This is a genomic window from Flavonifractor sp. An91 (assembly GCF_002159225.1).
GTDB classification, from domain to species: Bacteria; Bacillota; Clostridia; order Oscillospirales; family Oscillospiraceae; genus Flavonifractor; species Flavonifractor avicola.
In genome coordinates this window covers 63,253-75,400 of the sequence record NZ_NFHA01000005.1, presented here as the reverse complement: position 1 = coordinate 75,400, position 12,148 = coordinate 63,253, and the positions used below count along the sequence as shown (strand labels likewise).

Annotated in this window: 14 protein-coding genes; 1 reads left to right on the top strand and 13 read right to left on the bottom strand. The window is 31.9% G+C overall.

Going from position 1 to position 12,148, the window contains the following annotated elements; translation table 11 throughout:
- Positions 1-31 precede the first annotated feature (31 nt).
- From B5G42_RS17790 to B5G42_RS04860, 9 genes are all read right to left on the bottom strand, one after another.
- A complete protein-coding gene (locus tag B5G42_RS17790; protein WP_162611042.1) occupies positions 32-316 on the bottom strand; it encodes a hypothetical protein in 285 nt (94 codons plus the stop codon).
- A gap of 274 nt (positions 317-590) precedes the next feature.
- The gene (locus B5G42_RS17785; RefSeq protein WP_140399800.1) at positions 591-1,193 is read right to left on the bottom strand and encodes a hypothetical protein; all 603 of its coding nucleotides are present in this window, start codon (positions 1,191-1,193) and stop codon (positions 591-593) included.
- Between the two features lie 53 nt (positions 1,194-1,246).
- A complete protein-coding gene (locus B5G42_RS17780; RefSeq protein ID WP_162611041.1) occupies positions 1,247-4,714 on the bottom strand; it encodes a hypothetical protein in 3,468 nt (1,155 codons plus the stop codon).
- 305 nt (positions 4,715-5,019) lie between these two features.
- Positions 5,020-5,457 (bottom strand): hypothetical protein, encoded by a 438-nt coding sequence (locus B5G42_RS04880; RefSeq protein WP_087267273.1) that lies wholly within the window; start codon positions 5,455-5,457, stop codon positions 5,020-5,022.
- 24 nt (positions 5,458-5,481) lie between these two features.
- A complete protein-coding gene (locus B5G42_RS17775) occupies positions 5,482-5,988 on the bottom strand; it encodes a hypothetical protein (RefSeq protein WP_140399798.1) in 507 nt (168 codons plus the stop codon).
- A gap of 185 nt (positions 5,989-6,173) precedes the next feature.
- Positions 6,174-6,812 carry a hypothetical protein gene (locus B5G42_RS04875; protein ID WP_087267270.1) on the bottom strand — a complete coding sequence of 213 codons (639 nt, stop codon included), beginning with the start codon at positions 6,810-6,812 and terminating at the stop codon, positions 6,174-6,176.
- A gap of 18 nt (positions 6,813-6,830) precedes the next feature.
- Positions 6,831-7,304, bottom strand: a complete 474-nt coding sequence (locus B5G42_RS04870) for a hypothetical protein (protein ID WP_087267267.1) — start codon at positions 7,302-7,304, stop codon at positions 6,831-6,833.
- 17 nt (positions 7,305-7,321) lie between these two features.
- Complete coding sequence (locus tag B5G42_RS04865) at positions 7,322-8,116, bottom strand: hypothetical protein (RefSeq protein ID WP_087267265.1); 795 nt, start codon at positions 8,114-8,116, stop codon at positions 7,322-7,324.
- A 16-nt stretch (positions 8,117-8,132) separates the two neighbouring features.
- Positions 8,133-8,687: a hypothetical protein gene (locus B5G42_RS04860; protein ID WP_087267262.1), complete on the bottom strand. Its 555-nt coding sequence runs from the start codon at positions 8,685-8,687 to the stop codon at positions 8,133-8,135.
- 835 nt (positions 8,688-9,522) lie between these two features.
- Here B5G42_RS04860 and B5G42_RS04855 point away from each other — a divergent pair.
- On the top strand, positions 9,523-9,756 hold the full coding sequence (locus tag B5G42_RS04855; protein WP_087267259.1) for a hypothetical protein: 234 nt from the start codon (positions 9,523-9,525) through the stop codon (positions 9,754-9,756).
- Positions 9,757-9,792: 36 nt separating this feature from the next.
- Here the strand turns inward: B5G42_RS04855 and B5G42_RS04850 are convergent, their stop codons facing one another.
- From B5G42_RS04850 to B5G42_RS04840, 4 genes are all read right to left on the bottom strand, one after another.
- Positions 9,793-10,341 (bottom strand): 5' nucleotidase, NT5C type, encoded by a 549-nt coding sequence (locus B5G42_RS04850; RefSeq protein WP_087267256.1) that lies wholly within the window; start codon positions 10,339-10,341, stop codon positions 9,793-9,795.
- 122 nt (positions 10,342-10,463) lie between these two features.
- Entirely contained in the window at positions 10,464-10,745 is a 282-nt protein-coding gene (locus B5G42_RS04845; protein WP_162611040.1) for a hypothetical protein, read from the bottom strand.
- A gap of 41 nt (positions 10,746-10,786) precedes the next feature.
- Positions 10,787-11,272, bottom strand: coding sequence for a hypothetical protein (locus tag B5G42_RS17770; protein WP_140399797.1), 486 nt, complete (start codon positions 11,270-11,272; stop codon positions 10,787-10,789).
- Positions 11,262-12,134, bottom strand: coding sequence for a HipA domain-containing protein (locus B5G42_RS04840; protein WP_087267250.1), 873 nt, complete (start codon positions 12,132-12,134; stop codon positions 11,262-11,264). The genes B5G42_RS17770 and B5G42_RS04840 overlap by 11 nt, the downstream gene beginning before the upstream one ends.
- Positions 12,135-12,148: the final 14 nt, after the last annotated feature.

Below are 12,148 nucleotides of genomic sequence, written 5' to 3'. Positions count from 1 at the left end.
ACCCCTTAACCTAAACTAATTACTTTTGTTTTTATTCCATAGAACCCGCTACATTTAAATAAGCCCTTAAATCCTGTAAAGTTTTCTTATATAAAATCCTTTTCTTGCGAGTGTTATACTCTAAACTCAATTTCGTTCTTTCTAAAACAACATCATCCTCTAAGATTTCACTTAAACTTTCAGAAATTGCTAACAAACCATCATGGATAAAAGTTTTATCTGTAGAACTCAATTTGTAAGGACGATTTAATCTTTCCTCCAAAGCACCCAAACGGATTTTTAACTTATCCAAACAATTCAACTCTGTCATTTTCATAACCCCTTTCTTACCTTTTTCATTTTTTCCTTAACTGATTTCATACTAATATAATTTCACATGTCCATAACAAACCATATATGTCCGAATGATTACGAAAACATGTCTATTTTTATTTTTTATAAAAACCCCATCCACCTGTTTAAGGTTTTCAACCATCTAATTACTTTAATATCAAGCATACAGGCTCTACACGGTTATTTATAAAAGGGGGTGGTATCCTTACCACCCCCCTTCTTAAAACAAGCATACAGGTCGTGTACGACCCTTTTTATTAGTCCTTAATACCCAACACTCTTTTCAACAAACTCTTTTCCTCTGAGTAATTGTAAAGATAAGAAATTTCCACAAAAACATAACCATGCTCTTTTGCATACTCTCTTTTCTTTTTATCATACTCTTTTTGCTTGTTTAAGTTTTCCTTTCTTTGTTTTAATGTTTCTTTTTCATTAAACTTAACAGCCTCATAATGTTGAACCCCGTTGCACTCAATTAGATATGTTTTACCATCTTTTTCAATACAAAAATCATATCTTAACTCTTTATTTCTACCCATTAAATCTTCAAAACTTTTTTCAACCTCATAAGAGTCAATGCCCAAATCCTCTAAAACCTTTATTGTTTGCCAATGTAACGACGATAAATATGTTTTCCCTTTCTCCTTTATATCATTTGTACGACAATTTTTGCAAAATATTTCGCTATAATATCTCTTGGTTGGACGATACCTCTTTCCATACTTCTTATTTGATATTTTTTCACAATAAATTGTCAATTTATTTTTAGGTATACTATAATACCCATTACATAACATACAAAAACAATTATATTCACTCTTCAATTCACTATAAATATTTAAACTATCAAATGTTCTCATAATTTTCAACTCCTTAAAAAAAGGAGTTGCGATAAACACAACTCCTTTTTTAATTAAGCCTTATCAAAATCAACTGTAAAGATAACAGCAGCAGCATTCTCTTGAATACCCGTTTTTTGAGCAGGTAACTTTGCAGCAAAAGTTAATTCCTTAGATTCCGCATGTCTTATAACACTACTCAAACTATCATTCATAATGACAGAACCATCAGTTTCTACATTAACTCCATTAATTTGTAAACCTATCACACGAGAAGAAACTTTCATATTTGCATAATCAGCATTAAAATCTGATAATTTCCAATTTGTTGCTGTTGTTACTTTTATATTTTCTATCACTACAGGACCCATAGCACATAAATTATCTACGGTATAGCCTGAACCCGTTGTAACTGTTCCTTCGGTATCCATTGATACATCTATCTTAATAGGTACTTGAACCTTAAACATTGTAGGCTCTGCATCTACTATGATATAAGTGGACTCATCTTTAGGAGGATTTGTTACATCTGAACCTGGATCATCTGTATTACCATTATCTACTACATAATCTGATAAATAGTACTGACCACCAGAGGCTATTATACCCATTACTGTTACAGGAGTTGAGTTATCATTCTCTAAAACTACATGACCCGCTGTATCAACTACAACCTGACCATAAGCATCTGACTCAACTATTGAAAAACCTTTGCCATAAGTAGAACTTACCCATGATGACCAAGACATATCTGTTTCTGCTTCATAAGAAGTAGTTTCTATATTAAATTGTATTTTTTCTATATCCACATTAGGTTTATCTTCAAACAAATACTCAAAATGGTTATCTATTACATCAGTCTTACCTACCAAAATACTTTCTGGTGTACCTGAAGTAGAAGAAGACCAATCTCTATAATAAAGAACCCTATCGCCATCTTTAATATTCTCTCCATCTAAAGTATAACCTACGGTATTAAAAGAAGAAGAAATCCATTCACCCCAAGGCATATCTTTCTTAGCATATAATTGATTTCCTTCAACCCAAAACTCTATCAGTTCTGATATTTCACCATCGATAACCTCTAAATTATATGTATAATCTTTTGTTATTTGATTTTCCCTTTGAACCGTAGTACCCATATCTGTAACAATATAATTTGTGCCATCTAATGTTACATAGATACCCATTCCTTTTTCATCACTATAACCATACAAATAATTATCTGTATTTGCTGGAGACATTAACCAATCTCTCCACATTTGACCCTCATTCATAAAATAAGTGTTTGAACCTATATGAAACTGAGGAGCAATTGGAGCAAAAGTTTGATAATTTTTATCTGTTACTATGTTTTCTTGTAAGCCTACAGTCCATAACCAACTACCATCATAAGTAAAATCATAATGACAAACAACATTACCCACACTACTTAATACACCCTGACTATATGCATCATAATTTCCAATGGTGAAACCATCAGTATTAAAATCTGATTCTAACCACTCACTCCAAGTCATATAATCATATTTTTCATAAGTAACACTATCTATCATAAACTCTACAGTTGTTTCCTGATTATATAAGATGGAGTAATGAATATCTCGCTGTAATTGACTATAACTATTTTCATATATTACAGAATTATCCCATTGAATTTGACCCACTTTATTACCTAAGTTATCTACTAACAAACCATCTTTGTTTATACTAAACTTATTATCCGTATTAAAATCAGAAGATACCCAATCTAACCAAGTATAATCTGAATAACCCTCATATTCTTGTTCATCTATATAGAACGATATTTGAGTAACATAACGAGTATTCTTTATGATGTTGTCTCCAACTGTTACGGGAATATGAGTTACTGGCTGTAATATCTTATCTCCATAATTATCATACACATTGGTATTATCAGTAGTGTAATTGTTTATATTATTGGATGTACCCAACCAATTCTGCCAAGTTGAATTATCAGAAGAAATTAAACTTTCATAATTGACACTAAATGTTATATTTTTGGCTGTGTATTTCTGCTCATAAATAGTTTCATAAGAGTGAACAGGATTACCATTCATACATACAGGAGTACCATCCAATAACTCAACTTCACTATTTGAAGGATTGATTTTGATACCATCAGTATTATAAGAACTTTCTACCCATTGAGACCAAGTCATATTATTACCATATTCATCTTGACCAAATTCATATTTTGTATCATCTATATACATATAATAACGAACTTCTTCTTTGCTTATATAAGTAGCACCATTTATTAATAAATCAGAAGGAGTTACAGGATTTTCATTATATTTTATTATACTATTTGTTAAAGTTGATTTAACAAATCCCTGATCTACAATAAACTCACCTGTATGTAATATTTCCAATAAATCTGACCAAGTTTCTCCTTCAAGAGCAGAATAAGGTTTATCATCAACAGTAAAATTAATTGCAACTTGATTTAATAATGTTCTATACATTGCTGATTCTATAATTTCATTTGAACTCTCCACAATATTATCACCATAATAAACAAGAGCATTTGATGCACTTTTTATATTATTATCTACAGCAGAGAATGAAGCCTTATTTAATGTTTCGTTCTCTACCCAAGTTGTCCAAGTGCTTTCCCTATTTGCAGCATAAACAGTTTCATCAATTTGAAATTCTATATATTCTAATTCTTTATCTGGTAAAATAGTATCCCACCAAGCAACAGGTCTTCCGTTTTGATAAACTATTTGTCCATTATAATAAACATAAGTACTTTCATCAGTATATCCCTTTTGTGTGGTAAACAAAGAATCCAAATTGGAAGGGTTTCCATATAATCCATCTGCACCACCTACAAATGGATTCATACCCGAACTATTAAACCATTGAGTTCCTTGAACACAATAAAAAGTATCACCTTGTACTGTAAACTCTATTAAAGGGGCTTTTGTGTATTCACCCTCTTGAACATAATCACTTACAACAACAGGAATATTCCCTTGTCTAATTAAATCACCATAACCATCACGAATATTATCTCCACTAATATAATATTGGTCATGTTTAGAAGTAGTAGTGTCTGAACCACCTTCTTGCATATATCGTTCTACAAAATCACCCCAAGTTTCACCTAAACGAGCTGATACCATACTGTAATTTATATATATAGTTATATCAGGGGCAACATCCCAAACATATCTACCATTTGAAACTATTTTATCAGTAGGTTTAACGGGAGTATTTCCTATACCTATTTTATATAAGACACTATTATCTTCTCGTCTAAAAACATGATTTTCAAAAGAATAATACTCTGTTGGTCCACTTAAAAAGTAATCTTCAAAAGTCGTGCCATAAGTTGTTTGATAGGTAGATGCCAAATCTGAGGGACTTCTTTTTATAGTAAAAGATATTACATCGCCTATACTTACAGCAAATATCTCTGTCAAATTAACCATTGACAACACCATTATTATAACTAACAACAAAGATAAAGGTCTCTTGCCTTTCTCATATAACTTAGTCATTATTTCTTTCATCGTTTCTTATACCTCACTTTCTTATTTTTTATTATTTAACATAAACCATTGTTTTCTTGTCACCCCTCAAAACAATATAAGCTCACATGTCCATAACTAACCATATATGTCCGAATGATTACGAAAACATGTCTATTTTTATTTTTCCTAAAATCTAATACGAATAATTTTAGAATTCCTAAAACCTTTGATTTTAGAAACCCTAAAACAAACACTAACAATTTTAGATTTCCTAAAACCCTTAATTTTAGAAACCCTAAAAATAAAAAGGAGTGGTCTAAAACCACTCCTAAATAATCTTTACTTTAACTCCAAGCATACATCGCAGCACGAATGCCCTTTTCAAAGATTACCAGGGCATTATAGATACCATAAAGAGAGTCCGATCTCTTTAAGACACGGAAATACAACTTGTTTTTCTCTAAGTCAGGCTCATTATAACCCAACACATACTTACCATCTTTCTCTCGGATTTCAACATCTACACTCAGACCCTCGCGGATATAATCACAAAACGAATTCACAAAAGCAGGGGATACCTCTTTTTTACCCATATAAGACTTCTCTAAAAGGGAAGTACCCAATAACTTATATATGTAAGAATCAAGCATATTTACAGTAGAAAACGGACCCATTTTATGACCATCCAAACTAACAGAATAGCCAGAGGAAACCTCTTGCACCTCTAAAGTGTGATTTTTTATATGCTTTGAAAACTCTCTTTTATACTCTCTTATCGTCATAGTCTCTGGTCTCCTTTATTTTATTTATGCCACATATTTATAGAGTTTTTCATCTACCAATGGCTCTTGATAATACAACCCATAATAAGAGTTACACAGATTTAAAGCAGGCAATAAGTCATGAACCCTTTTACCTTTATCCAACGAGATACACTTACTTTCCGTTAAAGAACACTGTGATTTTGTGAAAATACGACATATCACATTATAAATCAATTCAGTTATATCCTCATTATAACTGTTATATAACTTGATATATACTCTATTGCTTGACTTTACAAACTTATACTCTACATAAACCGTTTTGGTTTCTAAAACCTTTTTATATAATAAACTTAAACATTCTAAAGCATGAGGCACTTCTACTATTTTACCGCCTTGATAAGCAACATTATAAACCATATGATCCTGTATCATTTCTTTTAATTCTAAGGTTTTTACTGCTTTTCTATAACCTGATGTATCATCTTCTATACACCAAACAATTTTATTGCCCACCTTATTTTTACCTACTACAGAATATAAATTCATTTTTAATAACCCCTTTCATTTAATAAATTATTCAACAATATATATCAACAATTCTTTATTAATATATAGATAAAATGTCTCTCAATTTATGTCCTTTTAAATCCTAACATGTCTAAATAAAAAAAGTGAGAGTCTTAGTTACCATCAACCAAAACCCTCACCAAAAACCATTATCATCAAAGTTATCATCTATTATTATGGTCAATAACACCCAAAAATTCATCAATAGACTTACAATCAAAATCTTTTGCAAACTCTTTTAAACAAATATCAGGGACATATCTATAATATCTAGTGTAATAACCACTCTGACAAAAATCACTCCAATCTTGCCAATGCACAGAAGTACTATGCTTTGAAGTTATTCTACGAATATTATCACAGTTCTTGCAACAAGCACAACCAGAGTTTATTCTATCCCAATTTTCTTTCAAGGTAACTAAAAATGTTTTAAATGCTGCTAAATCCTTTTTACGAAAGGCTTTATATTCAGTTCTATTAATTATTTCCTTCTCAAAAAAGTAATTCACAGGAACTTTGTCTTCATTATACCCAAAGTCATTAAAATCTCCTACAAAAGCATCTTCTTCACCTAAAAAGACATTTAAAACTTTTGATAACATAATTTTTTCACAACTTTCAGGTGTCTTTTTTCTTAAATTTTCCAAAAGCCTAACCTCATCTTGTGAAAGAAACTGATTAGCCCCATAGAAGTCCAAAACTGCACTACCACCCTCATAATATAATCCAGTAGCAATCATATAACCCAAAAGGTCATAATACTCAAGATAAAACCCTACATTATTGTAATTTAACTTTTCCATCAATACATCCTCCTATCATCAATCTGTTAATCTATTTATAAACTCTTTCTCACTTATACCCAACTTCTTAGCCATAGCACTTACACAAATCTTAGGAACTTCAACTTCTTCTTCTTCAAAAAACTTATTACTTTTATTGAGTTTACACCATAAATCTGCATTTAAGGTCACACGATTTTTTGAAGTAAGTCTACGAGTAGAACAAGGAGCCCCAAGCCCTTTACAATTTGAATTAAAAGTACAAGCAATGCAACCAGAACACATTTTCCTTATACTTTCTCCCAAGCCATCCATTACTTTTTCATAAGCCGCAAAATTATCACCATCTTCAATAGCCATATATTCTCTTTTACTGATAATGTCATTCTCATAAAGCCACTCAGCATCACCCATATTCGCAGGATCACCTGGTTCCATACCATACTCTAAGATTTTCTTTATACCCTCGTAATTCTCAAAATAGAAATCCATATCATCTAATAACTTTTTCATTTCTAAAACCCCTTTCTTTATATCCTTATTTGATAAACAGAAAAATTCGTTTTCTCTACAACCCTTTCAAAAGTCATACCCAAATAGTTACATACCTTTATATACTCACTAACGGACAAATTTTCTCGATAATTTGCAGTCTTTCCTATAAAAACACCATCTGGTCTCTCTTTGAAAGCAGGCTGCCTTTTACCATCAATCAGTTCATATAAGCAACCCCTCAAATACTTATTAAAGACCCTACCCAGTATGTAGCCTACGGTACTTTCTGATGGAGATAAGATGACTTTCTGACGACTTAACTTTCCTGCACGATCTTCCAAAGTCACCATACCAGATACTTTTGAACCCTTTTTTGTTATCTCTATAATCACACGATTTAAGTCATATCGCTCCGCTCTGACAACCTGAGTAGGGAAGGACTCACCTAAACTCACCACAAAAGAACCATTTTTCTTTGTTACTACCTTCGCATTAGCAAAACCATAACTCAGACCGACATTTACAGCATCTTCTAAACTAAAATCACGGATTGTACGGGATACATCAAAAATCCTATAACCCCTCAAATTACCCGTGTCGTCCTCTAAACGAAACAGGATCACAGGCACTTGACAATCAACAGGATACCTTTTCAAATCTCCACGAGAACCCTTCAAATTGCCTTTCTCTATGGTCAAATTCTCTATCTTAACCCTTTTTCTCATTAACTCTATGGCTGAACTCTTTGTAAAGGTCTTTACCTCCGTTGTCGTTGAGTTTATTACAAAATACACATCTTGCATTAAATCTGCACCTATTAAAGAAAGCATACTTAAACCTCCTCACTTAATTATTTTTTGAGTCATAAACGGTCATATGGTGATAAGGAGCATGATCAGGACCTATAGCAGTAAAGAGTTGCACAACTCTCCATGCTGTAATTTTATTCTGACTATTAACCTTAAAGAAAATTGAGGTGTAAGGTGCTTTTTCATATCGCATAATTAAATCTTTATTCTGCACCAAAGTTACTGAAGTTGGTATAATCAGCTTCAACTCATACACAACTAAACCCTTTGTAGCAGTTATGTCAAAACCCAAATAGTCTCTTAACTTCTCAAAAGAAACTGACTTTTCTTCTAATACTCTTTTGAACCCTGCTCCAACATGTCTACACAGTCCATCAAAATCTAACCCACATAAGTTGCAAGTCATTTGAGCAAGAGTATGAATGTTTTTATCAAACAAAGACAGTTTTCTACGAGACTTACCTTGCTGCATAAGAGCATAAGACCCTTTATAGAAATCAAACTCTACACCTGATATAACACTTTTTAACCAGTCATTATAAACGGTCAAAATTTCTTTTCTACTAAACTCATAAGGTTTTGTTGCCCTCATAACAACCACTCCTTTCATCTTTCAATACAATATAATTTCAACTCTTCCTTAAACGAGTATATATGTCCTAAAACAGTTTTAACTGTAGTAAAATAATTTTGAACTTCCAAAATGTTTTTAGAAAATACTCAATATCTTTTTAAAAGCAAGCAATTTTCTATGCTTAATGTAAGTGATAAAGATTTTTGTTGATTTTGGACTACTAAGAAATCTAATATCAAGTCAAGGTGGTATCAAAGAAATTAGATTGAAGTTTTCTAAAAAAATTGATAAGTAAGATAGGAAAATACCTTGAAATATAAGAAAAATAAAAATATAAAATCTAAATACCCAAAAAGATAAGTGATATAAAGGTTTTTCCTACTTTATATAAAAAATGGGTTCTCCGCTGGAGAACCCATCAAAGCATATTAGTGTTATCTATAAACTAATATCCATAATTTGAACCCCACTACTTTTGATTTTTTGATGTCAAAATAGATTTGTCTTTTTCCTAATTCGCAATTCTGTTTTGTGTTTCCCAGTATAAACGATGGAATTCAGAAAGTCAATACCCAAAATCAAAAATAATTTGATTTTTTTAAAATTCACAAATCTGATTTGTTTTTCTGGTTGTTTTACTTTCAAAACAAAATCTGTTTTTGTTTTTTTATTTATAAGTTGTTTTATATACCCAAGAACTTTTCATCTTATACTCAATGAACAAAGCACAAAATCAATTATTTTCTTCTTCACGAAACGGAAAACTTCTTCTTTACTTTTTCACATATAAGTGATAAAATGGCCTAAAGAAAAACCCATGACCATTCATCTTTGCAGTAAAGGAGTTTTTATTATGGCTGAAAGAGTTATGAGAAGCAAGGAAGAAAGAATTGCTGAACTCGACAAGAAAATCGCTTTCCACAAAGAGAAGGCAGCAATGCTGGAGGCCAAGAAAGAAGCCATCCTCAATCCCAAGCCCAGAGGTGGTCGCAAAAAGGGCATGAACACTGTCCTCTCCAAAGCAAAGGAAATGGGCATGACCCCTGATGAAATCGCTGAAAAACTCGGTATCTCCCTGGAGGACTGACAATAAAAAAATAACTCCCTGTTTCACGACAGGGAGTTATTTTTTTATATTTAACTGTTGCAATATAGAGAAGATACCCATTAAATTTGATACCTGAGGTATGGGCCTTTCTTTATTAGAAAAAGTTTTTTTAATACCCACACCACCTACACGATATATACCCGTTATGTTTTTATAAAAGTCATCTACAAGGATAGACCTCTTTGGAGTTGGTATGTAAGCAATTTTATCTTCACCCTCTGGTACTAAAACAATATCCTCCGGAGGTATAAAAGGTAAATGGTTAAGTACCCATTCTATTTTCTCAGTTACACAATATGGACTATTGATACATGATGACAAAATCTTTATATTAAACCCCTGATTTTTCAACTCTTTTAAAACATAGGGAACCTCACGAAAGCAAGGCAGATTACGATAAAACCCTTTGTGCCACATCTTTCTTAAACTGTCTGGATCACCATAAGGAGAGAACAGACATAAAGTATTATCCATATCAAAATATATCGTTATCTCCTGAGGTCTATAAGAGTGCTGCTGAAAATCACGAATTACTTGATTTATCAACTTTATATTGTATTTCATAACATCACCACCTTACTTAATGTAGGTTTTACTGTCCAAAAGTTTAGTCGTATGTCCAATATCAAAAAGAAAGACTCTTGAAATTACCCATTTCAAAAGTCTTTCTTGATTTACACGATATTTTACTTTTTCAAAAACTTCACGATTAAATCTACAATAGAGGGATGCCATGCTTGAGCATCTAATACAGGACCATTAAATATTGTATATTTGACACCCGCTTTTGTAGTCATCCAATGGCTGCCTGATTTTATGAGAATACCCATCTTTTCCAAAATCAAATTCAACTCATGAACATCTTTGACATTGAAACCCTTATTTTTTAGTATTGATACAATCTCTAATTTATAAAGGTCACCTAAAGCATTATAAGGCATTATAAAACCCCCTTCCTTTTCTATCATACACGATAACAAACGATATGACAAGAAAGGAAGGGGACCTTTTAATCTATCCACCCATAACTGCTGGTATCAAAATCAGGTATGTCATAAGGAGGATTCTGCTGAAGCACATCTACAACTATATCGGGTGTACGACTTACATAGTATTCGTCATTACCGCAATACCCATGAGTCCTACAAAGCACTTCAAACAAATCATTAAATGTCAAACCTATCTTTCGTAGCAAAGGATACAAGTCTTCACGACCCTCTGGAATTGTCCTTTGAGTTACAAAAGAAGGATTGAACTGTCTTATATACTCTTCTTTATGTTTTGTGTCGTCTATACCCGCTATATCTACATTGTGGTCATATTTCTCTTGACACAAAACCCAATTTTCCCAAATTGGTTTAATTACCCAATCAAAATCACCATTCAGACTACTACTTTCTTCTGTTATCGTCGCTATGGCTATGTCTTTAAACATGATGTAGGCAGTCCTTACACGATCTATATGTTCTATTCTTTGATATAACTCACATTCCATACTGCAAACCACCCTTCACTATATTTACAGCATCTTCTACACTATATCTTTCAATAAAACGGAGATACCTCATACAGACTACAGCAACATAGAAATCTCCATATCTTTTAGGTATTATCTTACTTACTTCATCTACGACATTGACTATATTAGACCTGATACCTAAATACCCAAAATTTTCTCTTATCTGTCTAACCTCTTGTAATAACAAAGGATAAGATTTCAAATTATTAAATACACTGGTGTATTTAATTTTTGACACTTTATTTCTAAATAAAGATGTTGGATTATCAATAAAATAATGTTTATCTTTTATATTAAAGAAATCCACATCTGAAAACAGGACATTTTCATTATCATAGATAGGAGCAGGTATATACCCATCTTTCGTCCATAAGAAACCCCAATTTCCATGATGCCTATCTCTATTACCCAAAATGGCATCACATAAAAACATTTTCCAAAACTGCAATTTTATTTTCTCTTTGTTTTCACTGCTTATTTTGGTGTGATAATCTATGAGCCTAAAAATATCATCAAAAGTATAAAACTTTGAGGATAAATCAAGTTCTTTACTCTGTCTTATATCTTTGAAAGATTGAAACTGACTGAACCCTTTAACAGAAAAATCCTTTGAGATAAGGACTAAATCATTCTTATAATAACCCAACCAAACTTCTTGTACGGGTAGTTCTAATCCTGCAATAAACCTTGACCCTACATACTCACTATAAAGAAAAGCATTTGTGTTTTTCTTTACTATAAAATCTTCTTCAGCAACACGAATTCCAAACTTCAAAGTAGTACCATCATAAATCTTACTATTTAACATTTCATCTTGAACTTCAAACCCATTATACATATAAATAAACACCC

What these genes read in the sequence shown, in the direction of transcription:
- B5G42_RS17790 (WP_162611042.1), bottom strand. Translation starts at nt 316, where the DNA reads ATGAAAATGACAGAGTTGAATTGTTTGGATAAGTTAAAAATCCGTTTG.
- B5G42_RS17785 (WP_140399800.1), bottom strand. Translation starts at nt 1,193, where the DNA reads ATGAGAACATTTGATAGTTTAAATATTTATAGTGAATTGAAGAGTGAA.
- B5G42_RS17780 (WP_162611041.1), bottom strand. Translation starts at nt 4,714, where the DNA reads ATGAAAGAAATAATGACTAAGTTATATGAGAAAGGCAAGAGACCTTTA.
- B5G42_RS04880 (WP_087267273.1), bottom strand. Translation starts at nt 5,457, where the DNA reads ATGACGATAAGAGAGTATAAAAGAGAGTTTTCAAAGCATATAAAAAAT.
- B5G42_RS17775 (WP_140399798.1), bottom strand. Translation starts at nt 5,988, where the DNA reads ATGAATTTATATTCTGTAGTAGGTAAAAATAAGGTGGGCAATAAAATT.
- B5G42_RS04875 (WP_087267270.1), bottom strand. Translation starts at nt 6,812, where the DNA reads ATGGAAAAGTTAAATTACAATAATGTAGGGTTTTATCTTGAGTATTAT.
- B5G42_RS04870 (WP_087267267.1), bottom strand. Translation starts at nt 7,304, where the DNA reads ATGAAAAAGTTATTAGATGATATGGATTTCTATTTTGAGAATTACGAG.
- B5G42_RS04865 (WP_087267265.1), bottom strand. Translation starts at nt 8,116, where the DNA reads ATGCTTTCTTTAATAGGTGCAGATTTAATGCAAGATGTGTATTTTGTA.
- B5G42_RS04860 (WP_087267262.1), bottom strand. Translation starts at nt 8,687, where the DNA reads ATGAGGGCAACAAAACCTTATGAGTTTAGTAGAAAAGAAATTTTGACC.
- B5G42_RS04855 (WP_087267259.1), top strand. Translation starts at nt 9,523, where the DNA reads ATGGCTGAAAGAGTTATGAGAAGCAAGGAAGAAAGAATTGCTGAACTC.
- B5G42_RS04850 (WP_087267256.1), bottom strand. Translation starts at nt 10,341, where the DNA reads ATGAAATACAATATAAAGTTGATAAATCAAGTAATTCGTGATTTTCAG.
- B5G42_RS04845 (WP_162611040.1), bottom strand. Translation starts at nt 10,745, where the DNA reads ATGATAGAAAAGGAAGGGGGTTTTATAATGCCTTATAATGCTTTAGGT.
- B5G42_RS17770 (WP_140399797.1), bottom strand. Translation starts at nt 11,272, where the DNA reads ATGGAATGTGAGTTATATCAAAGAATAGAACATATAGATCGTGTAAGG.
- B5G42_RS04840 (WP_087267250.1), bottom strand. Translation starts at nt 12,134, where the DNA reads ATGTATAATGGGTTTGAAGTTCAAGATGAAATGTTAAATAGTAAGATT.